The following is a 24,993-nucleotide window of genomic DNA, read 5'->3' on the forward strand; positions in this document are numbered from 1 at the left end:
GGATGAAATTGGCAGAATTCTAGTCTTCGATAATAACTCCCAACAGTGGAAGCAAGTCCATGGCCTGCAAGGAAGTAATGACAGCTCCTTTCAGGTCGCTGATATTAAGTGTTATTCCACCGATGCGCGAAGTACGCAGGTCGATTCCACGGAGCGGAGCATGAGAAAAGTCAGCTTCTACCAGATCACAACTGTCGAAGGCGATGGAAGAGAAACGGCACTCATTGAAACTTCCGTTCCGGAAATGGCAGTGCGAGAAGCGTACCTGATTCATTTTGCTCATCGCCAGATTGATGTAAGAGGCATTACAGTCATGCAATAAAACATGATTCATGGTCGTCTCTGAAAGGTTGGTTCCCAGTAATTTGCAGGAAATGAATTCTACTCGGTAAAGGGAGCTTTCTGCAAAAGATATATTGGACAGGTCGCAGTTCTCAAACCGTATATCTGCCAGCTGAGAAGAACGGAATTTACATTCGCTGAATGTCTGATTCCGGAAAGTGCAGTTCTTGAAACTCTTGTAAGACTTGCTGATTCCCTCTTCTCTTCCTTTGCTGAATATGAGATTTGAGACGGTTTCCTCTTTTTCGAGCAGTTCTTGCAAGGTGCTTGTACTGACTTCCTGTTCCTCCATCATGGGAGGAGCCACACGGACGGGCTTGGCTGCATTTCTTTTGATCATATGATGTAGATATGTTATGTTTATTGTTTTACAAGTGAATATCCCAAGTACAGCATAATGAATCCTACAAACAAGCTGAGGCCTACATAGAGTGAGAGGTAGAAGAAATTATCGTCTTTGATTAACTGAAAGTTCTCATTCATGAAGGTTGAAAAGGTGGTGAATCCTCCACAGAATCCTACGGTGAGAAATATTTTCAGATTGGGGTTCATCAGATTTCCCCGTTCGAAGAGTCCGTAAAACAGGCCGATGGCGAAACAACCGAGTATATTGACCAGCAGTGTTCCCAAAGGGAAGGAAGGTGTCAGGAAATTCTGAACGTAACGCGAGATGAGATAACGCAGAACGCCTCCGGTAAAACTTCCCATACCGATAAAGAGTAAAGTCTTGAGCATAAGCTGACAATTTAAGAGTTATACATTCAAATTGTAGGGATCATCAGCTCCAAAGGGCGGTTAAAGGCTAATCCCATAGCCGGTGCAAAGATAGAAAAAAGATAAAACTATTTGCAGAAGGCTTCAAAATCTTTTTCAAATTGTTTGAAACCTCCGGTGTAAACCTTATCTATCCGTTCGGAAACAATGGATGAGTCATCTTTGTTTTGAAAGGAGAGTACAAAATCACGTAATATCTGCCGGGGAACTTTCTCGATCCAGAAAGTGACGAGTGCATGAGAGAGGATATAGGCGTATTGTTCGTCGGTTCTTTGCTGCTTCATAAATTCCTTTTGGCGACTGTTGATAAAGGTAGGCAGATCAATGTCCCCCAACATATATATAGTGCGGATTCTTCCTTTTTCGTAATCGGTAAACGTGTGCTGAAGTCCTTTTTTATTAACTTTACAATGTTCAAAATATTCGGCAAGTCCCTCGTTGAACCATATCGGAGGACGTCCTGCCGTGATTTGCAAGGTGAGGTGGTGGCTCAGTTCGTGATAGATGACGCCCAGACCTTGTTGGTATTCTTTTTCTCTGCTTAATATGATGGCCTTTTGTAATCTGGATATATACATTCCGTTTGTACTTTTGGGAGGATGTATATTGAATTTATTCAGATAGATCAGGGCATCTTCCCTTTTGTTGAATACAGTCAATTGAAGATTAAGCGTATCGGGAAGTCCGAATTGTGTGTAAAATTCGACTTCATATTGGAGGGCCTGTTCGATCTTCCGGCGTTCTTTGTCTGTAAGCGGGTCGCCTTCATAAGCGATTCTTACAGTCTGCGCATGGAGCAGGTCGCAAAGGCAGATGAAACAGAGGAAAAGATAAAATATACGCATATTGCTTCCCTTTATTTTGAGTATTTCTGCTTCTGAAATTTCTTTTTTTCACGTTTACTCATTTCAAGCATGATCAGTTCATCATCTGTGGCGGATTTATAGGCTGTTTTCTCCTCCAGTTTTACATCCCCCTTGTCTGTGCGGAATACAGGAGTGAAGTGAGAATATGGATAGCCTAAGAACCCGTTTGCATCGAATTTATTGTTATCAAGAAAAAATAAGAGATGGATACTCCGAGTACTCCGGCTATTCCAATAGGTTGCCCGGTCATGACTTCTTCACCTGTCTGGATGAAGTTTTGACGCATCATAAGGTAAGCGGCAAAGGTATGGTCGGGGTGGTATATCAACAATTGCTGTGGCAGCACTGTCGCACAGGCGACTCCTCTGCGGGTTGCATAGACGGTGTCTCCTTCCTGAATTTGGAATATCATAGTTTTGGCAGATTCCTGAGGAGCGATCTGCCATTGTGTTTCTTCGCCGGTCTTTACAGGAAGTGCATAAGGAGTACTGATCCGAAAGTCTTTGGGGAATTGACCGCGGAAGAACATATACCTGCTTGAAGTCTTGAAAGAATTGCTGGCATTGGAGCCTTTCTCTATTCTGAATACCGTGTTCTTTCCGGGGTTCAAATTGTATGAACGGTCATTTTCACGGAAAAGGTAGTAACTGCACAGGTCTCCGTTGTAATAGTTTAATTCTGTTCCTCCTTCCGGAGTTTGCTCCCATTTCGATTCAATAATGCGCGGAGGCATTTCCATTAATTTTCGCAGAGACTGTGCGGAGACATAAACGGTAGATAATGTTGTAAGAAGTAACAATGTCGTATATCTGAAGTGCTGTGTCATAATAGTAATATTAGATTATGTGTTATGAAGTAAGATATTCTGCTTGCAAATTTATCAATTATATGCTAATATCATAGCATACTTTGAACTTTTTTGTCTCTGGTATTCAGATTAAGATGTAAATTCTGGGATAATTCTATCCGAACCCATGCGGATATTGTATTTTGAACTATATTGTATTCCTTGTCATTGGGCGGTTGTTAGTGTTTTATCCGGCTGTCTTTTCTATGATATCCTGCTTCTATTTGTATCTTTTCTACCTTTCATCTTTATCGTTCCACTAGGGTGAACAGGCCTGTTTACTCTAGTGGTGAGAACTTTTCACAAGAGTGATGAGATCTGTGCACTGGAGTGGAACGATGGTTATATCCCTTCAAAAATACAGTATTAATAGATGATATACATACCCCTATACTATATGTTATATACAAAGTAGCGGTAGATTCTTGCTCCATGTAAGCACTATATTTTTTCTGTTGGAGTACTTTGGTATATGTTTTATTGACAGGTGTTTATCAGTATTGAGATATTCAAAAACGCTATATTTTAATTATAATCCGAAGTGACGCTTGCTATTCCTCACTACATTTGCCATATGATTATTAACTAATTCATTTATATCATGAAGAACATGAAAATATTAACTACGGCAGTACTCTGTCTGTTACTCTCTTTTTCTATGGGTGCAACGGCAATGGCAGAAAGTATCACTTCTCCTGACGGACAATTAAAACTGGATTTTTCGGTCAATACTCAGGGAGAACCGGTATACGAACTTTCTTATAAAGGAAAGGGAGTGATTAAACCATCAAAGTTAGGACTTGAGTTGAAGAATGATCCGGGACTGATGAATGGGTTTGCGTGCATCGATACAAAAACTTCCACCTTCGACGAAACTTGGGATCCGGTGTGGGGAGAAGTGAAATCCATTCGCAATCATTATAATGAAATGGCTGTCACACTGAATCAGAAGGCACAGGACCGGAATATGATCATCCGTTTTCGGCTTTACAATGACGGATTAGGTTTCCGCTATGAATTTCCGCAGCAGAAGAATCTGAATTATTTTGTTATAAAGGAAGAACATTCACAGTTTGCCATGACGGGTGACCATACTGCCTTCTGGATCCCGGGAGATTATGATACCCAGGAATATGATTACACAGAATCCAGATTAACGGAAATCCGTGGACTGATGAAAGGAGCTATTACCGACAATGCTTCTCAAACGTCTTTTTCACCAACAGGCGTACAGACATCTCTGCAAATGAAAACAGCCGACGGTCTGTATATTAACCTGCACGAAGCTGCTTTGGTGGATTATTCCTGTATGCATCTCAATCTTGATGACAAAAAACTGATTTTCGAATCATGGCTGACGCCGGATGCAATGGGAGATAAAGGTTATATGCAGACACCCTGTCAGTCTCCGTGGCGTACGGTGATTGTGAGCGATGATGCACGTGATATCCTTGCTTCCAAGCTGACCTTGAATCTGAACGAACCATGTGCTTATCAAGATGTTTCTTGGATTAAACCGGTGAAGTATATCGGTGTGTGGTGGGAGATGATTACCGGAAAAAGCAGTTGGGCATATACAGATGATGTTTATTCCGTCAAACTCGGACAGACGGATTATTCAAAGACAAGCCCTAACGGACGTCATGCTGCCAACAATGACAAAGTAAAACGTTATATCGACTTTGCAGCGCAACATGGTTTCGATCAGGTATTGGTAGAAGGCTGGAATGAAGGCTGGGAAGATTGGTTCGGCAAATCAAAAGATTATGTGTTTGATTTCGTCACTCCCTATCCGGATTTCGACGTGAAGATGCTGAACGCATATGCTAAAGAGAAAGGGGTGAAGCTGATGATGCATCATGAAACATCTGCCTCCGTGCGTAACTACGAACGCCATCTCGATACAGCCTACCAATTTATGGTTGACAACGGATATAATGCCGTGAAAAGTGGTTATGTTGGCAATATCATTCCTCGGGGCGAACATCACTATGGACAATGGATGAACAACCATTATCTATATGCCGTGACGAAAGCCGCCGATTATAAAATCTGTGTGAATGCGCACGAAGCTGTACGTCCTACAGGATTGTGCCGTACTTATCCCAACCTGATCGGCAATGAATCGGCACGGGGAACGGAATATGAAGCTTTTGCCGGCAATAAACCTTTTCATACTACTTTGCTTCCATTCACTCGTCAGATCGGCGGCCCGATGGATTATACACCGGGTATTTTCGACACGAGAATTTCTTTTCTGGAAGGGGAGCATAGCGTTGTACGTACTACTCTGGCGAAACAACTGGCCCTTTACGTAACAATGTACAGTCCTTTGCAGATGGCTGCCGATCTGCCGGAAAGTTATGAGCGTTATCCGGATGCTTTCCAGTTTATTAAAGATGTAGCTTTGGACTGGGATGACAGCAAATATCTGGAAGCCGAACCGGGTGATTATATTACAGTAGCCCGCAAAGCAAAAGGAACCAATCATTGGTTTGTTGGCGGCATTACTGACGAAAACTCCCGTACTGCCGCGTTTACTCTTGATTTTCTGGAACCGGATAAAGAGTATGTAGCTACCCTCTATGCCGATGGAAAAGAGGCTGACTACGAAAAGAATCCGACTTCCTATCAGATAAAGAAAGGGATCATGACGAATAAAACGAAGATGTCCGTCAAGCTGGCACGCAGCGGTGGTTTTGCATTGAGTCTTATCGAAGCAACTCTATCCGATCGGAAATCAATTAAGAAATGGAAATGAGACGCGACTAAAACGATTGTTCAATCTTCTTTGTATTTTTAATAAAATTTAGAAGTACTCCGCAAAGAAAATTAAAACTTTGCGGAGTGCTTTTTTTATCGGATGGATTCTTTTTTGTACTTTTGCGCCATCTTTTTTTAAACATTATCAATAAAGAGAACAACATGGGAGGTTTTTTCGGAACAGTCTCGAAATCGAGTTGCGTGACTGATTTATTCTATGGTACAGATTATAACTCACATCTGGGTACAAAGCGGGGCGGACTCGCGACTTATAGTCAGGAGAAAGGATTTATTCGCTCCATTCACAATCTGGAAAGTACATATTTCCGATCCAAGTTTGAAGGAGAGCTTGATAAATTTAAAGGCAATGCCGGCATAGGCATTATCAGCGACACAGATGCACAACCCATTATCATCAATTCCCACCTCGGCCGCTTCGCCATCGTCACAGTTGCTAAAATATCGAATATCCAGGAACTGGAAGAAGACCTTCTCAACCAAAATATGCACTTCGCCGAACTTAGTTCGAGCAATACCAATCAAACGGAACTCATCGCACTGCTTATCATACAAGGAAGAACCTTCACCGAAGGTATCGAGAACGTATTCAAACATATCAAGGGTTCTTGTTCTATGCTGATTCTGACAGAGGATGGCAGCATTATCGCGGCCCGTGACCAATGGGGACGTACTCCGGTGGTGATCGGCAAAAAAGATGGTGCGTATGCCGCTACCAGCGAGTCATCCAGTTTCCCGAATCTGGATTATGAAATCGAAAAGTATCTGGGACCGGGGGAAATAGTACGCATGTATCCCGATCATATCGAGCAGCTTCGCCAACCGAATGAAGGAATGCAGATTTGTTCTTTCCTTTGGGTGTATTATGGTTTCCCGACCTCTTGTTATGAGGGCAAAAATGTAGAAGAAGTCCGTTTCACCAGTGGAATGAAGATGGGACAGAAGGACGAATCGGAAGTGGATTGTGCCTGTGGTATTCCTGATTCGGGAGTAGGTATGGCGTTGGGATATGCGGAAGGTAAAGGAGTTCCTTACCATCGTGCCATTTCAAAATATACACCGACATGGCCTCGTAGCTTCACACCGAGCAATCAGGAAATGCGTTCGCTGGTTGCAAAGATGAAGCTAATTCCGAATCGTGCCATGCTTCAGGGAAAGCGTCTGCTGTTCTGTGATGATTCGATTGTGCGTGGAACACAGTTGCGTGATAATGTGAAGATTCTATATGATTATGGAGCGAAAGAGGTACATATGCGTATCGCTTGCCCTCCGTTGATCTATGCTTGTCCGTTTGTGGGTTTCTCGGCTTCTAAGAATGCTTTGGAGTTGATTACCCGTCGTATTATTAAAGAACTGGAAGGTGATGAGAATAAGAATCTGGAGAAATATGCCACTACGGGGTCTCCCGAATACGAGAAAATGGTTAGTATCATAGCCGAGCGTTTCGGACTGACTTCATTGAAATTCAACACGCTTGAGACTTTGATTGAAGCTATCGGGCTGCCGAAATGTAAAGTGTGTACGCATTGTTTTGATGGTAGCAGTCACTTTTAAGTAATATACAGAGAAAAAAGAGCCGTGAATTGTTTGTCAATTCACGGCTCTTTTTTTTACCTTTACGGCACTATAAACTATCAAAATGTAAATTGCAAATCATTAAATCGTAAAATAGATATGACTTTAGTAGACAGATTTTTGAAGTATGTGAGCTTTGATACACAGTCGGATGAATCAACAGGGCTTACTCCCAGTACTCCGAAACAGATGGTATTCGCTGAATATCTGAAGACTGAACTGGAATCTTTGGGGTTGGAAGATATTACTTTGGATGAACATGGCTATCTTTTTGCCACGCTTCCTGCTAATATAGATAAAAAAGTACCCACTATCGGGTTTATCGCTCATATGGATACAAGTCCCGATATGACAGGAAAAGATGTAACTCCACGTATTGTAAAAGGCTACGATGGGACGGATATAGTGCTTTGTGCCGAAGAAAATATCATTCTTTCTCCTGCACAATTTCCGGAACTGCTCAATCATAAAGGAGAGGATTTGATTGTAACAAACGGCAAGACGTTGCTTGGTGCGGATGATAAAGCGGGAATTGCCGAGATCGTATCAGCAATCGTTTATCTGAAAGAACATCCCGAAATCAAACATGGAAAGATTCGTATCGGTTTCAATCCGGATGAGGAAATCGGTGAAGGTGCGCATAAGTTCGATGTCGGGAAGTTTGGCTGCGAATGGGCGTATACGATGGATGGTGGTGAAGTAGGGGAACTGGAGTTTGAAAATTTCAATGCTGCCGCTGCAAAGATTACTTTTAAAGGACGTAATGTACACCCCGGATATGCAAAGAATAAGATGATAAACTCGATTCGTGTCGCTAATCAGTTTATCGCAATGTTGCCATCGATGGAAACACCGGAGCAGACTGAAGGGTATGAAGGATTCTATCATCTGATCAGTATTCAGGGAGATGTGGAGCAAAGTACAGTGTCTTATATCATTCGCGACCATGACCGTGCCAAGTTTGAGAAACGCAAGGAAGAAATAAAACGTCTGGTTGCGGAGATCAACACCGAATATGGAGAAGGTACGGCGACGCTAGAGTTACGTGACCAATACTATAATATGCGTGAGAAAATAGAACCGGTGATGCATATCATCGACACAGCTTTTGCAGCCATGGAGGCGGTAGGAGTGAAGCCGAATGTGAAGCCGATTCGTGGCGGTACGGATGGAGCGCAGCTATCATTCAAAGGTTTACCCTGCCCGAATATTTTTGCCGGCGGTCTTAATTTCCACGGACGTTATGAGTTTGTTCCTATTCAGAATATGGAGAAGGCAATGAACGTCATTGTGAAGATTGCCGAACTAGTAGCTTCTAAGTGATTACATTCCACGAATATCAATTTATTACTTAAAACTTAATACACAAAAAATGAAAACCACTCCGTTTACAGAGAAACACATTGCATTAGGTGCTAAAATGCACGAATTTGCAGGCTATAATATGCCTATCGAGTACTCTGGAATTATTGATGAACATCTGACTGTTTGTAATGCAGTCGGGGTATTTGATGTATCCCATATGGGAGAATTCTGGGTGAAAGGGCCGCAAGCGTTAGCCTTTCTTCAGAAGGTGACTTCCAATAATGTGGCGGCACTTGTTCCCGGTAAGATACAATATACCTGCTTCCCTAATGAAGAAGGGGGAATTGTAGATGACTTGCTGGTATATTGCTATGAGCCGGAAAAATATCTGCTGGTAGTGAATGCGGCCAATATAGAAAAGGATTGGGACTGGTGTGTTTCTCATAATACGGAGGGGGCGGAACTGGAGAATTCTTCCGATAATATGGCGCAGCTTGCTGTTCAGGGTCCGAAGGCTATTCTTGCTTTGCAGAAGTTGACGGATATCGATCTGTCGGCTATTCCTTATTATACATTTACCGTTGGCCGGTTTGCGGGAAAAGAGAATGTGATTATCTCCAATACCGGATACACCGGTGCCGGAGGTTTTGAACTTTATTTCTATCCGGATGCTGCCGAGGCGGTATGGAAAGCTGTATTTGAGGCGGGGGAAGAATTCGGTATCAAGCCGGTAGGGCTGGGTGCCCGTGATACGCTTCGTCTGGAAATGGGATTTTGCCTTTATGGCAATGATCTGGATGATAAGACTTCACCGATCGAAGCTGGATTGGGATGGATCACTAAGTTTGTGGAAGGTAAGGAGTTCATTAACCGTCCGATGCTGGAAAAGCAGAAGGCAGAAGGAACTACCCGTAAACTGGTTGGTTTTGAAATGATTGACCGCGGCATTCCTCGTCACGGCTATGAACTCGTGAATGGGGAAGGGGAAGGTATAGGCGTGGTGACTTCCGGAACAATGTCTCCCACTCGCAAGATTGGTATTGGTATGGGATATGTGAAACCGGAATATGCCAAAGTTGGCACGGAAATCTGTATTGATATGCGTAGACGTAAATTGAAGGCAATAGTGGTGAAGCCACCTTTTAGAAAATAAATCTTGAGTTTATAGAATTTTTAGCCCCGGATAGGTTTTGATACTATCCGGGGCTAAATCATTTTATGATGGTTGATGTGAAACATATCCGTGAATCTGTTGTTTATACGATAGATTTATTTTAATTTTGTCACCAAATACGATGAAACAATGTCTCAATTACCTACACTCATTGCCGATCTTGCGCTGATATTGATCTGTGCCGGCGTCATGACTTTGTTGTTTAAGAAGTTAAAGCAACCTTTGGTGTTGGGATATGTGGTTGCCGGTTTTCTGGCAAGTCCGCACATGCCTTATACACCATCAGTAATGGATACCGCCAACATTAAGACATGGGCGGATATTGGCGTTATCTTCTTGTTGTTTGCTCTTGGTCTGGAGTTCAGTTTTAAGAAAATCGTAAAAGTTGGAGGTTCTGCTATCATCGCTGCCTGCACCATCATCTTTTGTATGATATTGCTGGGGATAGGTGTCGGTATGGGATTCGGCTGGCATCGGATGGACAGCCTGTTTCTAGGTGGTATGATTGCGATGTCTTCTACTACTATTATTTTATAAAGGCGTTCGATGACTTGGGACTGAGGAAGAAGCAGTTCACCGGGCTTGTACTGAGTATTCTGATTCTGGAGGATATACTGGCTATTGTATTGATGGTGATGCTTTCTACGATGGCGGTAAGCCATAACTTTGAAGGCACCGAGATGCTGGAGAGTATTGGTAAACTGCTGTTCTTTCTTATTTTGTGGTTTGTAGTAGGCATCTATCTGATTCCGGAGTTTTTGAAGCGTTGCAGGAAACTGATGGGAGAGGAAACTCTGCTTATCGTATCATTGGCACTGTGTTTCGGTATGGTAGTGATGGCAGCCAATACAGGGTTCTCTGCTGCATTCGGTGCGTTTATCATGGGGTCTATTCTGGCAGAAACAATCGAAGCGGAATCTATTGACCGGTTGGTGAAGCCGGTGAAAGATCTTTTTGGCGCAATTTTCTTTGTATCGGTGGGGATGATGGTCGATCCTGCAATGATTATTGAATATGCAATACCTATCATTGTAATTACGATCGCAGTTATTTTGGGGCAGGCTACCTTCGGAACATTCGGCGTGATTCTTTCCGGCAAACCCTTGAAGACGGCTATGCAGTGCGGTTTCAGTTTGACTCAGATTGGTGAATTCGCATTTATTATAGCTTCATTGGGTGTATCTCTGCACGTGACGAGCGATTTCTTATATCCGATAGTGGTAGCAGTTTCTGTGATAACCACTTTCCTGACTCCTTATATGATTCGTCTGGCTGAACCGGCTTCTTCTTTTGTGGATGCTCATTTACCCGCTTCCTGGAGAAAGTTCTTAATGCGTTATTCTTCGGGCTCGCAAACAGTACTTAATCATGAGAATTTGTGGAAGAAGCTGTTGCTGGCAATGGTACGCATAACTGTGGTATATTCAATTGTCAGTATATCCATTATTGCACTGTCTTTCCGTTTTGTCGTCCCATTCTTTAAGGAGAACCTGCCTCATTTCTGGGCGTCATTATTGGGGGCTGTTTTTATTATCCTTTGCATTTCGCCTTTCCTGCGTGCTATCATGGTGAAGAAAAACCATTCGGTGGAATTTATGACCCTGTGGCATGATAACCGTGCCAATCGTGCACCATTGGTGTCTACTATTGTCATACGTATTATGATTGCGGCGTTATTTGTCATTTTTGTGATATCGGGATTGTTTAAGGCATCTATTGGATTGATTATTGGAGTGGCTGTGCTTGCAGTCTTGTTGATGGTCTGGTCGCGTCGTTTGAAAAAGCAATCTATATTGATAGAACGGCGTTTCTTTCAAAATCTGCGTTCCAGAGAGGTGCGTGCAGAATATTTGGGAGAGAAGAAACCCGAATATGCCGGACGTCTGTTATCTCATGATCTGCATTTGGCGGATTTGGAGATTCCGGGGGAATCCACTTGGGCGGGAAAAACGTTGATGGAACTAAATTTGGGAAAGAAATATGGCATTCATATCGCTTCTATCTTGCGGGGGAAGAGAAGGATTAATATTCCCGGTGGCTCGGTGCGTCTTTTTCCTATGGACAAGATACAGGTAATAGGAACGGACGAACAATTGAATGTATTTAGCAGTGCCATGCAAAGTGGTGCGAAGATAGACTGGGAGATGTATGAGAAGGGAGAGATGGCTTTGAAGCAGTTCATTATTGATGCAGACTCCGTTTTTCTGGGTAAAACAATCCGTGAATCGGGTATACGGGATAAGTATCATTGTATGATAGCCGGTGTGGAACGGGAAGATGGCACTCTGATGGTGCCGGATGTAAATGCACCGTTCGAAGAGGGGGATGTAGTGTGGGTTGTTGGTGAAAAAGAGAATGTGTACCAATTAGTCGATCAAAAAAACGAAAAAATACAGGTGAAATAAAAGCAGAACGACTATTTTTGCTTTGTCAAAACATAAAAATAAGAATATCATGAAGAGTGATCCAAAAGAATGTCTGTATTGCCAGAACAATGAAACGTTGCATAATCTGATGATTGAGATTGCGCAGCTTAGTGTATCACGTGTGTTTTTGTTTAAAGAGCAAACTTATCGGGGGCGTTGCCTCGTTGCTTACAAGGATCACGTAAATGATTTGAACGAATTGAGCGATGAAGACCGTAATGCATTTATGGCTGATGTGGCACGTGTTACCCGTGCAATGCAGAAAGCTTTCCAGCCGGAAAAGATCAACTATGGTGCTTACTCAGATAAATTATCTCATTTGCATTTCCATCTGGCTCCGAAATATGTAGACGGACCTGATTATGGCGGTGTATTTCAGATGAATCCGGGAAAAGTTTATTTGACCGATGCTGAATATCAGGAGCTAATTGATGCTGTGAAAGCAAATCTGTAATCAACAGTTGGTAAAATAATAAACGGTGAATAAACTTGTAACTTCATGCTATAAGTTTATTCACCGTTCATTATTTACTTATCTTCGTCGAAATCAAAGTCGAAATCAAAATCATCCATAAATTCCGGAGCTGTGAATTCCTCCAGACTTCTGCGGTCTTTTTTGGTTGGACGTCCGGTTCCCCGTGCGCGATCAATGAATCCGCTGATTTTACTCATTTCCAATAGTTCGTATTGGTCGGGAGTGGTAACGTTTTCCATTACATCGGGTACAAGCTTTGCGCCTACTCGCTTCTCAATAGCTTGCAACACTTTGAATGAATAGGTAATAGGCGGCTTCTTAACTTGAACTACATCACCCGGCTTTATCATGCGAGATGCCTTTACGTATGCTCCGTTGATAGTGACACGGTTCATCTTGCAGGCTTCGGCGGCAATTGTGCGTGTCTTGAAAATACGAACAGCCCACATCCATTTATCTATTCTTGCTTCTGCCATATATTGATAATTTATTAATTAACAGTGTACCATGTGTCATGGTGGAGTACTTAATGACCGTTTGCATATATACGCTGTGAAATAGTCAATTGTAAATACTCCTATTTCTTATTGAACTGGTTCATGGTAATATCAATACCTGCCAGACAGAAACTTTTAATGATTTCTCCGGCTGTTTCCAGTCTTTCATCCATTGTCTTGCGATCTTCGTCAGTAAAGTGTCCGAGTACATAATCAATCTGTCCGCCTTTGGGGAAGTCATTTCCGATACCAAAGCGTAAACGGGCATAGTTCTGAGTTCCTAAAATGGCTGCTATGTGCTTCAGACCATTATGTCCGGCATCACTTCCTTTTCCTTTCAGACGCAGAGTGCCGAAGGGGAGAGCCAGATCGTCTACTACTATTAACACATTTTCCAAAGGGATGTTTCTTTTTGCATCCAGTAGCGAACGGCCAGTCCGCTCAGGTTCATGAAAGTTGACGGTTTGAGCAGGATTAACTGGCGTCCTTTGATCGAAAAACTAGTGGTAAATCCGTAGCGTCCGTCAATAAAGGGAGGAGCATTGTTGATTCTTGCCAATGCCTCTACTGTCATGAAACCAATATTATGCCGGGTTTCATGATATTCGGGTCCAATGTTTCCTAGTCCGACAATTAGATATTTAATCATTGTTTTTCGTAAAAAACAGTTCGTGAATATAAAAAGAGAAACGCAAATTAACGCAAACTAATGCAGACTGAACATCTGCTTTAATCTGCATTAATCTGCGTTTTGCTATATCTCTTTACAGGGATAATCTCAAATTACTTTCCAGCGGCTGCTGCTGCACCTCTTGCTGCACGAGTCAACTTAACAGCACATACAACTGCTTCCTTAGCGCTGATCAGTTCAAGACCTTCGAAGCTCAGTTCGCCAACTTTAACAGTCTTACCCAATCCCAGGTGAGAAACGTTAACAGTCAGTTTTTCAGGAATTACATTGTACAGAGCTTTCACTTTGATCTTACGCATCTGCAATGCAAGCTTACCACCGGCTTTCACACCTTCTGCAAGACCTTCCAACTGTACCGGAACTTCCATAACGATAGGTTTAGCTTCGTCAATCTGATAGAAGTCAACATGAAGAATGTTGTCTTTTACCGGGTGGAATTGAATATCTTTCAGGATAGCGTTTACTTTTTTGCCATCGATATCCAGATCTACTACGTAAATGTGCGGAGTATATACCAAGTTACGAAGACCTTCGTTAGTCACTGTAAAGTGAACAACTTCACCAGCTCCGTAAAGTACACAAGGTACACCACCGTTCTTACGAATTTCTTTCAAAGCTCTTGCTTGTTCCGAAGAGCGTTCTGCAATAGTTCTTGCAGTTCCTTTTACTTCAATTGATTTCATTTCTTAAAAAATTGTGTTACTCTAAATTAAGTTATTTTGCTTAATTCACCATTACACGATGTGGATTATCACATGATGTTGCAAAAAAGCGGTGCAAAAGTACTGTTTTTTTTGAAATATCAAAGAGTTACCTCTTTAAAAGTCAATATCAATCTTAATTTCGTTTTCCAGCTTGTCCTCTTGTGCTTCTTCGGCAAGAGCTTCCTGTTCTCTTTTTATATCAGCTTCTTCGTTCAGGCGGCTGATGTAATCGTTCATGTCACTGTGGTTAATAAAACTGATGGCTTCTGTCAATCCTGCCATAAATTTCTGAAAATCCTCCTTATATAAGAAGATTTTATGCTTTTCGAAGCTAACCTGAGAGTCATCTCCTTCTCCCATCACCACTTTCTTACTCTCCGTAATAGCTAAAAACATTTCATCTTTACGGTTCTTCTTCACATCGAGGTAATAGATGCGTTTACCTGCTTTGATGGACTTGGAGAAAACGATCTCCTTATCATTCATGTCTGCGTTCATTTTCTTTTTAAAATCTTCCATATCATTGGGTCCGTTAATAATCGGCCTCAAAATTGGATATTTTTTTTAAACTGTCAAAAGAAAAAGCGCAGAGAATCAAATACTGCATTAAAAAATGTGATTTATTTGTGGAAACTCATTAAAAATATCTACTTTTGCAGTTCGATAATAACAGTATTAATTTGAATTATGATCAACAGAGTTCTTATTCGTCTTAAGATTATACAAATAGTGTATGCCTATTACCAAAATGGCAGCAAAAATCTAGACTCAGCGGAGAAAGAGTTATTCTTCAGCCTTTCAAAGGCGTATGACCTTTATAATTATTTGTTAATGCTGATGATGGCATTAACAGAGTATGCACAAAAACGCATTGATGCGGCAAAAGCAAAACTGGCTCCTACTAAAGAAGAGTTGTATCCCAACACAAAGTTTGTGGATAATAAGTTTGTTGCACAGTTGGAGGTGAACAAGCAACTGACCGAGTTTATATCTAATCAGAAGAGAACTTGGGCAAATGATCAGGATTTCGTCAAAGAGCTTTATGAGAAAATAGTAGAAAGCGATATTTATAAAGATTATATGGCTTCCGGTGACAATTCATATGAAGCTGACCGCGAATTGTGGAGAAAACTCTATAAAACATATATCTTTAATAATGATTCTCTTGATCAGGTGCTGGAAGACCAGAGTCTGTATTGGAATGACGATAAAGAGATTGTAGATACCTTTGTCTTGAAAACGATTAAGCGTTTTGAAGAAAAGAACGGAGCAAATCAGGAATTACTTCCCGAATTCAAGGATGACGAAGATCAGGAATTTGCACGCCGCTTGTTCCGTCGTACAATTCTGAATGCTGACTATTACCGTCATCTTGTGAGCGAGAATACGAAGAACTGGGATTTGGATCGTATCGCATTTATGGATATTATCATTATGCAGACTGCTTTAGCCGAAATTTTAAGTTTCCCGAACATTCCGGTAAGTGTTTCGTTAAATGAATATGTAGAAATTGCGAAGTTGTATAGCACTGCCAAGAGTGGTAGCTTTATCAACGGAACGCTGGATGGAATAGTTAATCAATTGAAAAAAGAAGGTAAGTTGACTAAAAACTGATACCTTTGTCCATATAGTAGAAACTAAAACTTGATTATTTATGAACTTATTGACTGTATTATTGCAAGCTCCCGCAGCGGGAGGTGGAAGTATGATGTGGATCATGCTGATAGCTATGTTTGTTATCATGTATTTCTTTATGATTCGCCCTCAAAATAAGAAGCAGAAAGAAATTGCTAATTTCCGTAAATCTCTTCAGGTAAACCAGTCGGTAATTACTGCAGGTGGTATCCATGGTACAATCAAGAGATTACTGATGATTATATAGTACTTGAAATCGCTTCTAACGTGAAGATTAAAATAGATAAGAATTCTATTTTTGCTGATGCTTCGGCTGCCGGCAATCAGTCTAAATAATCTTTAGTAAACAAATACCCTATGCTTGATCGTAGGAAATTAAGATATACATATTTAAGACTATCCAAGAGAATTAAGGATTTCCTGCTTAGTGATAAAAGCAGGGAGTTCTTAATTTTTTATTTTTTTTCCTGATAGCCGGTGGATTTTGGCTGATTCAGACTCTTAATAATGACTATGAAGCGGAATTCTCTATCCCGGTGAGGATGAAGGATGTCCCTAATAATATTGTGCTCACTTCGGAACCTCCTTCCGAACTTCGCGTCCGGGTAAAAGATAAAGGAACAGTGCTTCTCAATTATATGTTGGGGAAGAGTTTCTTTCCGGTAAATCTGAGTTTCCCTGACTATAAAGGGCAAAATAATCACGTGAAAATCTTTGCCTCTGAGTTTGAAAAGAAGATACTCAGTCAATTGAATGCTTCTTCTAAGATACTTTCAATAAAACCTGATACGTTAGATTATATCTATTCGACAGGCAAGTCCAAATTAGTACCCGTTCATTTTCAAGGAAAAGTGACTGCAGGGCTTCAATATTATGTTTCTGATACCATTTGCAGTCCGGATTCCGTATTGGTATATGCTCCGGCCGGAATTTTGGATACTATAACAACCGCTTATACTCAAGAGGTAAATCTTGAAAATATATCGGATACGATTCGGCAACGGGTTGCCTTGGATAATAAAAAAGGAGTGAAGTTTGTTCCCGCCTCGGTTGAACTGACTTTCCCTGTTGATATTTATACTGAGAAAACCGTGGAGGTGCCGTTGCGTGGGATTAACTTCCCGGCAGATAAAGTGCTCCGTGCTTTTCCATCAAAGGTTCAAATTACTTTTCAAGTGGGTTTAAAGCGTTTTCGTAGCATTAAAGCCAGTGATTTTGTGATTAATGTTTCTTATGAGGAACTGCTAAAATTAGGATCGGATAAATATACGGTGAAGTTGAAGTCGGCTCCCCGTGGAATCAATCAAATCCGTATTGTACCCGAGCAAGTTGATTTTCTGATAGAACAAGTTTCTTCCGATGGCTATTAAAATAGGTATTACCGGCGGTATCGGTAGTGGAAAAAGTATAGTTTCCAGATTGCTGGAGATTATGGGAATCCCCGTTTATATTTCCGATATTGAGGCGAAGCGTATCACTCATACGAATGACGTGATACGTCGGGAACTTTGCGCCTTGGTCGGACAGGATGTTTTCCTGAATGGAAAATTGAATCGTCCTTTATTAGCATCTTATACATTTGGAAGCCCCGAACATGCGAAAAAAGTGAATGCTGTCATTCATCCGCAGGTGAAAGAAGACTTCAGGCGATGGGTGAAAGGGAAAGGTGATATAGCTATGGTCGGTATGGAATCTGCCATCCTTCTGGAAGCAGGCTTTAAGCAGGAAGTAGACTTTGTAGTAATGGTATATGCACCGTTGGAGGTGAGAGTGGAACGAGCAATTAGGCGTGACCATTCTTCAAGGGAATTGATAATGAAACGTATCGAAGCGCAAATGAGCGATGAGGTAAAGCGGAGTCATGCTGATTTTGTAATCGTGAATGACGATGAAACCCCTTTAATTCCGCAGGTTTTGAAGTTTATTTCTTTGCTATCTAAAAATAATCATTACCTTTGCTCCGCAAAAAAATAATTTAATAAATAAAAGAATATATACTATGTTGAAGACTATCCTGTCTATCTCCGGTAAACCGGGATTGTACAAACTAATTTCGCAAGGAAAAAATATGTTGATTGTTGAATCAATCAGTGCAGATAAAAAACGTTTCCCCGCTTATGGTAATGAGAAAATTATCTCTTTGGCAGATATAGCAATGTATACAGATGATGCTGAAGTACCTTTGTATGATGTGCTGGAAGCTATGAAGAAAAAAGAAAATACTGCAGTCACCTCCATTGACCCTAAAAAAGCTACTCCGGAGCAGTTACGCGAGTATTTAGGGGAGGTATTGCCTAACTTTGATCGTGAAAGAGTATACGTTGCGGATATTAAGAAATTGATTTCCTGGTATAACATCTTAATTTCGAATGGAATTACAGAATTTAAATCAGAGCCGGAAGCTGAAGAAGAGGTTGCGACTGATGAAAAATAAGTCATGAAACATTGATGGCTTAGATGCATAAATGTAATAAGGAAAGCGTGACAATGTTGCAAGTTGTCACGCTTTTTTGTGTTTTTATATGTCTGCGTAATTAAAGGATCCCCTTTAGTGTTCTTTAAGCAATCTTATGTTTGCATGAATATTTTATTGTTTATATAGTAAATAAACATAGTTTTTCTCTATCTTTGTGACTGCTAATATACGCACAAAATATGGATGTAATAACAAATAAAGAGGTAAACGTTTATCTTGATAATGAAAAAGGAACATTGTGCTTAACAGGAATGTTGGTAGGTACAATGGTATTTTTATATGATTCGCAGGGGGAGTTGAAAGAGAAACATAGATTTGCCTTGCCTTCACTCACTTTGGAGATATCCAGAAAAGGTACTTATGTCTTAGTCATGAGCCATCCTAATTGTCAGCCGGAAGTAAGAAGAATTATATATTCAGGAATATAAAAAGCCGATATGCTCACTTGAGAACATACCGGCTATCCTTATAACAACTAACTATAATTTAGTTTCTGAACACTAATCCGTCTCCGTTTGAGTCAACAATGATTGCTTTGCTTCTGTCGACTTCCTGAGACAATAACTTTTTCGACAGATCGTTCAGTAAATAACGCTGGATAGCTCTTTTTACTGGACGGGCTCCAAATTCAGGATCATATCCTACTTGGGATAAGAAACTCAAGGCAGCATCTGTCATTTCCAGTTCAACTCCGTTTTCTGCAAGCATCTTTTGTACACCTTTGATTTGTAAGAGTACAATTTGCTTGATTTCAGTTTCCGTCAGCGGCAGGAACATGATTGTTTCATCAATACGATTCAGGAATTCCGGACGAATGGTTTTCTTTAGCATATTCATCACTTCCTTCTTCGTTTCTTCGATAACTTCTTCCTTATTCGAACCGCTCAGTTTCTCCATCTGACTTTGTATATAAGAACTTCCCATATTTGAAGTCATGATGATAATGGTGTTTTTGAAGTTGACTACTCTTCCTTTGTTGTCAGTGAGTCGTCCGTCATCCAGTACTTGCAACAGGATATTGAAAACATCCGGATGCGCTTTTTCTATTTCGTCAAACAAAACAACTGAGTAAGGTTTCCGGCGAATGGCTTCTGTCAGCTGGCCACCTTCATCGTATCCAACGTATCCCGGAGGTGCTCCGACCAAACGAGAAACACTATGCTTTTCTTGATACTCGCTCATATCTATACGCGTCATCATCGATTCATCGTCAAAGAGGAATTCCGCCAATGCCTTTGCCAGTTCAGTTTTACCGACACCGGTCGTTCCAAGGAAAATAAAAGAACCGATCGGGCGTTTGGGATCCTGTAATCCGGCACGGCTACGACGTACGGCATCTGCAACCGCTTCAATTGCTTCGTCCTGTCCAATCACTCGTTGATGGAGTTCGTCTTCCAGATGCAATAATTTATCTTTCTCACTTTGCATCATCTTGCTGACAGGGATGCCCGTCCAGCGTGAAACAACGTCAGCGATGTCTTCAGCATCCACTTCTTCTTTGATCATGGCTTTATCGCCTTGCATACCACGAAGTTTCTCCTGCGTATCTTCTATCTCTTTGTCCAGAGCCTGAAGCTTTCCGTAACGGATTTCGGCGACTTTTCCATAGTCTCCTTCACGTTCTGCTTTCTCTGCTTCGAACTTCAGATTCTCGATTTCCACTTTGTTTTGCTGGATTTTATCCATCAGCGTTTTTTCACTTTGCCATTTAGCTTTGAAGGACTTTTCAGCTTCTTTTAGTTCGGCCAGTTCTTTGCCGATAATTTCCAGTTTCGGCTTATCATTTTCACGCTTAATGGCTTCACGTTCGATTTCTAACTGTTTGATCTTACGTGAGATTTCATCCAACTCTTCCGGAACAGAATCTACTTCCATACGTAGTTTGGCTGCTGCTTCATCCATCAGGTCGATTGCTTTGTCCGGCAAGAAACGGTCAGTGATGTAACGGCTGCTCAGTTCTACAGCTGCTATGATGGCATCGTCTTTGATACGTACATGATGATGGTTCTCGTAGCGTTCTTTCAATCCACGAAGGATGGAAATGGTACTCAGAGTATCCGGTTCATCTACCTGTACAATCTGGAAACGACGTTCCAATGCTTTATCTTTCTCGAAATACTTCTGATATTCGTCGAGAGTGGTTGCACCGATCGAACGTAGTTCTCCACGTGCTAATGCCGGTTTCAGAATATTTGCAGCATCCATTGCTCCTTCGCCTTTGCCGGCGCCTACCAGTGTATGAATCTCATCAATAAACAAAATTATATCACCTTCTGATTTCTTAACCTCATTGACAACTGATTTTAGTCGTTCTTCGAATTCTCCTTTATATTTTGCTCCTGCAACCAATGCTCCCATATCGAGAGAGTAGACCTGTTTGTTTTTCAGGTTTTCGGGTACGTCTCCCCGGAGGATACGATGTGCCAATCCTTCTACGATAGCTGTCTTACCTGTACCCGGTTCACCAATCAGAATCGGATTGTTCTTAGTTCTACGGCTTAATATTTGCAGTACCCGTCGGATTTCCTCGTCACGTCCGATTACAGGATCCAGCTTGCCGCTGCGGGCGGCTTCGTTCAGATTGATAGCGTATTTCTCCAATGACTGATAGTTGTCTTCACTGGATTGAGAAGTAACTTTTTCTCCTTTCCTGAGTTCATTGATAGCGTTACGCAATTCTTTTTCCGTCATTCCGGCATCTTTCAAGATGGTGGATACGGTACTTTTCACAGTTAGCAAAGCCAGCAGAATATGTTCCAATGAAACAAATTCATCTCCCATTTCTTTAGAATACTGGGTTGCCTTCTGCAATACTTCATTAGATTCTCTACTTAGGTAAGGTTCTCCTCCGGATACTTTAGGCAAAGAATCGATCTGTTTGTCAACGACTAGGGCTACCTGTTGCCCGTTCATTCCTAATTTTTGGAAGATGAAGTTAGTCACATTTTCGCCTACCTTCATTACTCCATGTAGGATATGAGCAGGTTCAATCGCCTGTTGTCCCCGACTTTGTACGAGATTTACGGCCTCCTGTACCGCTTCTTGAGATTTGATGGTAAAATTGTTAAAGTTCATATGGTTGTTCTCCTTTCTTTTTTCATGATTTTAATAACACTTGAAAGGGCTCAAAAGATTTGCCAAGTAGAAAAATATGACAAAATAGCATGATAATAAGAGAGTTAGAAGACAAAATGACGTTTTTCATCTGAATGATACTGACGAATTTGCCGCGAAATGAAGTGAATAAATAAAAGTATTGTAGTATCTTTATCCGCTGTAATCATATTATAAATAAGGTATGAATGATAAACCTCAAATAAAACTGTCTGAAACAGTAGTGTTGATTGATGCTGCTTTCTTGAATTTTGTAATTACAGATATGAAAGGTTACTTTGAAGAGACTTTGCGACGTTCTTTACAGGATATCGACCTTTCTATGTTGACCACTTATCTGACTCTGGATGCCGGAATCACGGAAGGGAAAAATGAAGTACAATTTCTTTTTGTTTACGATAAGGAGTCCGATCAGCTTGTACATTGCCATCCTTCCGATTTGGTGAAGGAGTTGAATGGAGTCGCTTTTCAGAGTCCTTATGGTGAATATTCATTTGCAAGTGTTCCTTCGGAAGGGATGGTTTCACGCGAAGATTTGTTTTTGGATTTATTGTCTATCGTTGCTGATTCGGCTGATGTGAAAAGGATGATTGTCGTTTCTTTCAATGAAGAATATGGAAAGAAAGTATCCGATGCGTTGCATGAAGTGAAAGGCAAGGAGATTATCCAGTTTCGTATGAATGAGCCTGAAGTGCAGGTAGAGTATAAGTGGGATATGTTGGCATTTCCTGTTATGCAGGCATTAGGAATCAGAGCTGAAGAACTATAGTCCTTGTGTTTAATTCTTGATTTTGAATTTTAATCCTCAAATAACTCAAATAAAAAGGTGTCCGATTTTCGTTTAAAAGTATTTCAGAGCGTAGCGAAGAATCTGAGTTTTACAAAGGCTTCGCAAGAATTGTTTGTCAGCCAGCCTGCTATCACTAAGCATATTCAGGAATTGGAGACTTATTATCAGGCTCGTTTGTTCGAACGTCAGGGGAGTAAAATCTCATTGACTGTTGCCGGTGAATTACTGCTGAAGCATAGCGAAAAGATTTTAGATGATTACAAGCGGCTTGAATATGAAATGCATTTGTTGCATAACGAGTATATTGGAGAGTTGAAACTGGGAGCTAGCACGACGATTGCTCAATATGTTCTGCCCCCTTTATTGGCTCATTTTATTGCGAAGTTTCCACAAGTCAATCTTTCCGTCCTTAATGGAAACTCTCGGGGAGTGGAGGTCGCTTTGCAAGAACACCGGATTGAATTGGGATTGGTGGAAGGTATTTTTCGTTTACCTAATCTGAAATATACTTTGTTTTTGCAAGATGAACTTGTTGCGGTAGTGCATGTGAACAGTAAACTAAATATTCAGGAGGAGATAACACCTGCAGAATTGCCGAATATCCCTTTGGTTTTGCGTGAAAGAGGTTCGGGGACGTTGGATGTATTTGAACGAGCCCTGTCGCAACACAATCTGAAGCTGTCTTCTTTGAATGTTCTGATGTATCTTGGTGGTACGGAGAGTATCAAGCTCTTTTTGGAACATACTGATTGTATGGGAATTGTTTCTATCCGGTCGGTGCATAAAGAACTTGTGGCCGGCACTTTACGGGTAGTTGAGATAAAAGGGATGCCAATGTTGCGCGAATTTAATTTTGTGCAGCTACAAGGGCAGGAGGGAGGATTATCTCAAGTTTTTATGCGCTTTGCGGGGCATCATAGCAAGAACTTGTAGGTGTTGCTTCTTTTCATGCGAATCATATCCCAACTGCAGGGCTACCTCATGATGTGGTGAAACTGTATCTCTTGGCAGAGCAGATAGATTTTCACTATCTACTAAAAAAATAAAAAAAGATTTAGTCTCTCATCATTTCTCAGTAAAAAGGGATAGTATTTGATCTGCAAGGAAACGAAGGTATAGCCATTGAACGTATCATTTTGCATAAAGCTTCAATGAAATAGTAAAAGAGAAAGTTTATAAAAAAGCCATTTAAATTCTCATATTTCTTCTGTATCTTTGTATAGTCGAATGTGGAAAATAACTAATACTATATATATGGGTTGTTTTATGAACTTATTGTGGTTGCTGCTTGGTGGTATCTTTACTGCAGTGGAGTACCTTATTTCAAGTCTGCTGATGATGTTTACGATCGTAGGTATTCCTTTTGGTATACAGACGTTAAAGTTAGCCGGACTTGCTTTATGGCCTTTCGGTAAAGAGGTGAGAAGTGGCAGGCGTTCGAGTGGATGTCTTTATATACTGATGAATATCCTGTGGTTATTTTTGGGTGGCATTTGGATTTGTCTGTCACATTTGGCTTTCGGAATTGTTCTGTGTATAACCATTATCGGTATTCCCTTTGGTTTGCAGCACTTTAAGTTGGCTGCGTTAGCATTATCACCATTTGGAAAGGACATCGTAGGAGCATAATGTAACAATAAGAGAAGTGACTATAACAAAAAGTTATAATAGATAATTAGAAACAATTGGTTTGTCTTGATTGTTTGCCGTACCTTTGCACCCGCAAAATTATAAAAAGATAAAAAAATGATTTCAACCGCTACAAAAACGTTGCAAACCAACAACAAGACAATTTACGTTGCAATACTTTCTACTTTAACTTTTTTCTTATTTTTAGATTATATTCCTGGTTTACAAGCATGGTCCGCATGGGTGACTCCTCCAGTAGCTTTGTTTCTCGGACTTATTTTCGCATTAACCTGCGGACAGGCACATCCCAAATTTAATAAAAAGACATCTAAATATTTGCTGCAATATTCTGTAGTAGGATTGGGATTCGGTATGAATCTTCAGTCGGCTTTGGCATCCGGTAAAGAAGGGATGGAGTTCACTGTTATTTCTGTGGTGGGCACGTTGCTCATCGGCTGGTTTATTGGTCGTAAAATATTCAAGATAGACAGAAATACTTCCTATCTGATTAGTTCGGGAACTGCTATCTGTGGTGGTAGTGCTATTGCGGCAGTAGGGCCGGTGCTGAGGGCCAAAGACAGTGAAATGTCCGTGGCATTGGGAACGATCTTTATTCTGAATGCTATTGCGCTTTTTATCTTCCCGGCTATCGGACATGCTTTGGATATGACCGAACATCAGTTTGGCACGTGGGCTGCCATTGCTATTCATGATACCAGTTCTGTGGTGGGAGCAGGTGCTGCTTATGGTGAAGAAGCACTGAAGGTTGCTACAACTATCAAGTTGACCCGTGCTCTTTGGATCATACCAATGGCATTCGCCACTTCTTTTATATTTAAAAGTAAAGGACAGAAGATAAGTATTCCTTGGTTTATTTTCTTCTTTATTCTGG

Annotated in this window: 21 protein-coding genes, 4 pseudogenes and 1 riboswitch; of the genes and pseudogenes, 16 read left to right on the top strand and 9 right to left on the bottom strand. The window is 41.0% G+C overall.

The window, feature by feature from the left end:
- Nucleotides 1-19: 19 nt before the first annotated feature.
- The 4 genes from HMPREF9007_RS19975 to HMPREF9007_RS19960 form a co-directional block, all read right to left on the bottom strand.
- Nucleotides 20-682 carry a pentapeptide repeat-containing protein gene (locus tag HMPREF9007_RS19975; RefSeq protein WP_008760328.1) on the bottom strand — a complete coding sequence of 221 codons (663 nt, stop codon included), beginning with the start codon at nucleotides 680-682 and terminating at the stop codon, nucleotides 20-22.
- Nucleotides 683-702: 20 nt separating this feature from the next.
- On the bottom strand, nucleotides 703-1,077 hold the full coding sequence (gene crcB, locus HMPREF9007_RS19970) for a fluoride efflux transporter CrcB (protein WP_008760329.1): 375 nt from the start codon (nucleotides 1,075-1,077) through the stop codon (nucleotides 703-705).
- A gap of 27 nt (nucleotides 1,078-1,104) precedes the next feature.
- A riboswitch (Fluoride riboswitch) is annotated at nucleotides 1,105-1,167 on the bottom strand.
- A gap of 17 nt (nucleotides 1,168-1,184) precedes the next feature.
- The gene (locus HMPREF9007_RS19965; RefSeq protein ID WP_008760330.1) at nucleotides 1,185-1,961 is read right to left on the bottom strand and encodes a hypothetical protein; all 777 of its coding nucleotides are present in this window, start codon (nucleotides 1,959-1,961) and stop codon (nucleotides 1,185-1,187) included.
- Between the two features lie 175 nt (nucleotides 1,962-2,136).
- Nucleotides 2,137-2,808, bottom strand: a complete 672-nt coding sequence (locus tag HMPREF9007_RS19960) for a M23 family peptidase (protein WP_277754623.1) — start codon at nucleotides 2,806-2,808, stop codon at nucleotides 2,137-2,139.
- 622 nt (nucleotides 2,809-3,430) lie between these two features.
- Here HMPREF9007_RS19960 and HMPREF9007_RS19955 point away from each other — a divergent pair.
- The 6 genes and pseudogenes from HMPREF9007_RS19955 (at nucleotide 3,431) to HMPREF9007_RS19930 (ending at nucleotide 12,544) form a co-directional block, all read left to right on the top strand.
- Entirely contained in the window at nucleotides 3,431-5,590 is a 2,160-nt protein-coding gene (locus HMPREF9007_RS19955) for a glycoside hydrolase family 97 protein (protein WP_008760331.1), read from the top strand.
- Nucleotides 5,591-5,754: 164 nt separating this feature from the next.
- Nucleotides 5,755-7,164: an amidophosphoribosyltransferase gene (locus HMPREF9007_RS19950; protein ID WP_008760332.1), complete on the top strand. Its 1,410-nt coding sequence runs from the start codon at nucleotides 5,755-5,757 to the stop codon at nucleotides 7,162-7,164.
- Nucleotides 7,165-7,284: 120 nt separating this feature from the next.
- A complete protein-coding gene (pepT, locus tag HMPREF9007_RS19945; RefSeq protein ID WP_008760333.1) occupies nucleotides 7,285-8,508 on the top strand; it encodes a peptidase T in 1,224 nt (407 codons plus the stop codon).
- A gap of 49 nt (nucleotides 8,509-8,557) precedes the next feature.
- Nucleotides 8,558-9,643 (top strand): glycine cleavage system aminomethyltransferase GcvT, encoded by a 1,086-nt coding sequence (gene gcvT / locus HMPREF9007_RS19940; protein ID WP_008760334.1) that lies wholly within the window; start codon nucleotides 8,558-8,560, stop codon nucleotides 9,641-9,643.
- A 150-nt stretch (nucleotides 9,644-9,793) separates the two neighbouring features.
- Nucleotides 9,794-12,069: pseudogene (locus HMPREF9007_RS19935) on the top strand (cation:proton antiporter).
- Nucleotides 12,070-12,118: 49 nt separating this feature from the next.
- Nucleotides 12,119-12,544: an HIT family protein gene (locus tag HMPREF9007_RS19930; RefSeq protein ID WP_008760335.1), complete on the top strand. Its 426-nt coding sequence runs from the start codon at nucleotides 12,119-12,121 to the stop codon at nucleotides 12,542-12,544.
- 74 nt (nucleotides 12,545-12,618) lie between these two features.
- On the opposite strand, the gene HMPREF9007_RS19925 is transcribed toward HMPREF9007_RS19930, so the two are convergent.
- From HMPREF9007_RS19925 to HMPREF9007_RS19910, 4 genes and pseudogenes are all read right to left on the bottom strand, one after another.
- Nucleotides 12,619-13,041 carry a S4 domain-containing protein gene (locus tag HMPREF9007_RS19925; protein ID WP_008760336.1) on the bottom strand — a complete coding sequence of 141 codons (423 nt, stop codon included), beginning with the start codon at nucleotides 13,039-13,041 and terminating at the stop codon, nucleotides 12,619-12,621.
- Between the two features lie 101 nt (nucleotides 13,042-13,142).
- Nucleotides 13,143-13,708, bottom strand: a pseudogene (gene pth, locus HMPREF9007_RS19920) (aminoacyl-tRNA hydrolase).
- Between the two features lie 137 nt (nucleotides 13,709-13,845).
- Nucleotides 13,846-14,436 (bottom strand): 50S ribosomal protein L25/general stress protein Ctc, encoded by a 591-nt coding sequence (locus tag HMPREF9007_RS19915; RefSeq protein WP_008760337.1) that lies wholly within the window; start codon nucleotides 14,434-14,436, stop codon nucleotides 13,846-13,848.
- 135 nt (nucleotides 14,437-14,571) lie between these two features.
- Nucleotides 14,572-14,976: a PUR family DNA/RNA-binding protein gene (locus HMPREF9007_RS19910; RefSeq protein ID WP_008760338.1), complete on the bottom strand. Its 405-nt coding sequence runs from the start codon at nucleotides 14,974-14,976 to the stop codon at nucleotides 14,572-14,574.
- A 168-nt stretch (nucleotides 14,977-15,144) separates the two neighbouring features.
- On the opposite strand from HMPREF9007_RS19910, the gene nusB reads away from it, so the two are divergent.
- From nusB to HMPREF9007_RS19880, 6 genes and pseudogenes are all read left to right on the top strand, one after another.
- On the top strand, nucleotides 15,145-16,071 hold the full coding sequence (gene nusB, locus HMPREF9007_RS19905; RefSeq protein WP_008760339.1) for a transcription antitermination factor NusB: 927 nt from the start codon (nucleotides 15,145-15,147) through the stop codon (nucleotides 16,069-16,071).
- Between the two features lie 40 nt (nucleotides 16,072-16,111).
- Nucleotides 16,112-16,428: pseudogene (gene yajC / locus HMPREF9007_RS19900) on the top strand (preprotein translocase subunit YajC).
- A gap of 21 nt (nucleotides 16,429-16,449) precedes the next feature.
- Nucleotides 16,450-17,462: pseudogene (locus HMPREF9007_RS19895) on the top strand (YbbR-like domain-containing protein).
- Nucleotides 17,452-18,066 (top strand): dephospho-CoA kinase, encoded by a 615-nt coding sequence (coaE, locus tag HMPREF9007_RS19890; RefSeq protein WP_008760340.1) that lies wholly within the window; start codon nucleotides 17,452-17,454, stop codon nucleotides 18,064-18,066. Before HMPREF9007_RS19895 ends, coaE begins: the two are co-directional and overlap by 11 nt.
- Before the next feature lie 25 nt (nucleotides 18,067-18,091).
- Complete coding sequence (locus HMPREF9007_RS19885) at nucleotides 18,092-18,526, top strand: DUF5606 domain-containing protein (protein WP_008760341.1); 435 nt, start codon at nucleotides 18,092-18,094, stop codon at nucleotides 18,524-18,526.
- Nucleotides 18,527-18,747: 221 nt separating this feature from the next.
- The gene (locus tag HMPREF9007_RS19880) at nucleotides 18,748-18,996 is read left to right on the top strand and encodes a hypothetical protein (RefSeq protein WP_008760342.1); all 249 of its coding nucleotides are present in this window, start codon (nucleotides 18,748-18,750) and stop codon (nucleotides 18,994-18,996) included.
- A 58-nt stretch (nucleotides 18,997-19,054) separates the two neighbouring features.
- On the opposite strand, the gene clpB is transcribed toward HMPREF9007_RS19880, so the two are convergent.
- Nucleotides 19,055-21,643, bottom strand: coding sequence for an ATP-dependent chaperone ClpB (clpB, locus tag HMPREF9007_RS19875; RefSeq protein ID WP_008760343.1), 2,589 nt, complete (start codon nucleotides 21,641-21,643; stop codon nucleotides 19,055-19,057).
- Between the two features lie 223 nt (nucleotides 21,644-21,866).
- Here clpB and HMPREF9007_RS19870 point away from each other — a divergent pair, with 223 nt between their 5' ends.
- From HMPREF9007_RS19870 to HMPREF9007_RS19855, 4 genes are all read left to right on the top strand, one after another.
- Nucleotides 21,867-22,451 (top strand): DUF6621 family protein, encoded by a 585-nt coding sequence (locus HMPREF9007_RS19870; protein ID WP_008760344.1) that lies wholly within the window; start codon nucleotides 21,867-21,869, stop codon nucleotides 22,449-22,451.
- A gap of 57 nt (nucleotides 22,452-22,508) precedes the next feature.
- Nucleotides 22,509-23,405, top strand: coding sequence for a LysR family transcriptional regulator (locus HMPREF9007_RS19865; protein WP_008760345.1), 897 nt, complete (start codon nucleotides 22,509-22,511; stop codon nucleotides 23,403-23,405).
- 321 nt (nucleotides 23,406-23,726) lie between these two features.
- Nucleotides 23,727-24,101, top strand: a complete 375-nt coding sequence (locus HMPREF9007_RS19860; RefSeq protein ID WP_008760346.1) for a YccF domain-containing protein — start codon at nucleotides 23,727-23,729, stop codon at nucleotides 24,099-24,101.
- A gap of 117 nt (nucleotides 24,102-24,218) precedes the next feature.
- Nucleotides 24,219-24,993 (top strand): putative sulfate exporter family transporter (locus tag HMPREF9007_RS19855; RefSeq protein ID WP_008760347.1); only part of this gene is annotated, 775 nt, incomplete at its 3' end.

Origin of the sequence: Bacteroides sp. 1_1_14 (assembly GCF_000162515.1) — a bacterium.
GTDB lineage: Bacteria > Bacteroidota > Bacteroidia > Bacteroidales > Bacteroidaceae > Bacteroides > Bacteroides thetaiotaomicron.

Bases quoted from the DNA above. Each gene is read 5' to 3' on its own strand.
- HMPREF9007_RS19910 (WP_008760338.1), bottom strand. From the start codon at position 14,976: ATGGAAGATTTTAAAAAGAAAATGAACGCAGACATGAATGATAAGGAG.
- coaE (WP_008760340.1), top strand. From the start codon at position 17,452: ATGGCTATTAAAATAGGTATTACCGGCGGTATCGGTAGTGGAAAAAGT.
- HMPREF9007_RS19950 (WP_008760332.1), top strand. From the start codon at position 5,755: ATGGGAGGTTTTTTCGGAACAGTCTCGAAATCGAGTTGCGTGACTGAT.
- HMPREF9007_RS19870 (WP_008760344.1), top strand. From the start codon at position 21,867: ATGAATGATAAACCTCAAATAAAACTGTCTGAAACAGTAGTGTTGATT.
- HMPREF9007_RS19885 (WP_008760341.1), top strand. From the start codon at position 18,092: ATGTTGAAGACTATCCTGTCTATCTCCGGTAAACCGGGATTGTACAAA.
- gcvT (WP_008760334.1), top strand. From the start codon at position 8,558: ATGAAAACCACTCCGTTTACAGAGAAACACATTGCATTAGGTGCTAAA.
- HMPREF9007_RS19930 (WP_008760335.1), top strand. From the start codon at position 12,119: ATGAAGAGTGATCCAAAAGAATGTCTGTATTGCCAGAACAATGAAACG.
- HMPREF9007_RS19955 (WP_008760331.1), top strand. From the start codon at position 3,431: ATGAAGAACATGAAAATATTAACTACGGCAGTACTCTGTCTGTTACTC.
- HMPREF9007_RS19925 (WP_008760336.1), bottom strand. From the start codon at position 13,041: ATGGCAGAAGCAAGAATAGATAAATGGATGTGGGCTGTTCGTATTTTC.
- crcB (WP_008760329.1), bottom strand. From the start codon at position 1,077: ATGCTCAAGACTTTACTCTTTATCGGTATGGGAAGTTTTACCGGAGGC.
- HMPREF9007_RS19960 (WP_277754623.1), bottom strand. From the start codon at position 2,808: ATGACACAGCACTTCAGATATACGACATTGTTACTTCTTACAACATTA.
- HMPREF9007_RS19965 (WP_008760330.1), bottom strand. From the start codon at position 1,961: ATGCGTATATTTTATCTTTTCCTCTGTTTCATCTGCCTTTGCGACCTG.
- HMPREF9007_RS19880 (WP_008760342.1), top strand. From the start codon at position 18,748: ATGGATGTAATAACAAATAAAGAGGTAAACGTTTATCTTGATAATGAA.
- nusB (WP_008760339.1), top strand. From the start codon at position 15,145: ATGATCAACAGAGTTCTTATTCGTCTTAAGATTATACAAATAGTGTAT.
- HMPREF9007_RS19860 (WP_008760346.1), top strand. From the start codon at position 23,727: ATGGGTTGTTTTATGAACTTATTGTGGTTGCTGCTTGGTGGTATCTTT.
- clpB (WP_008760343.1), bottom strand. From the start codon at position 21,643: ATGAACTTTAACAATTTTACCATCAAATCTCAAGAAGCGGTACAGGAG.
- pepT (WP_008760333.1), top strand. From the start codon at position 7,285: ATGACTTTAGTAGACAGATTTTTGAAGTATGTGAGCTTTGATACACAG.
- HMPREF9007_RS19975 (WP_008760328.1), bottom strand. From the start codon at position 682: ATGATCAAAAGAAATGCAGCCAAGCCCGTCCGTGTGGCTCCTCCCATG.
- HMPREF9007_RS19915 (WP_008760337.1), bottom strand. From the start codon at position 14,436: ATGAAATCAATTGAAGTAAAAGGAACTGCAAGAACTATTGCAGAACGC.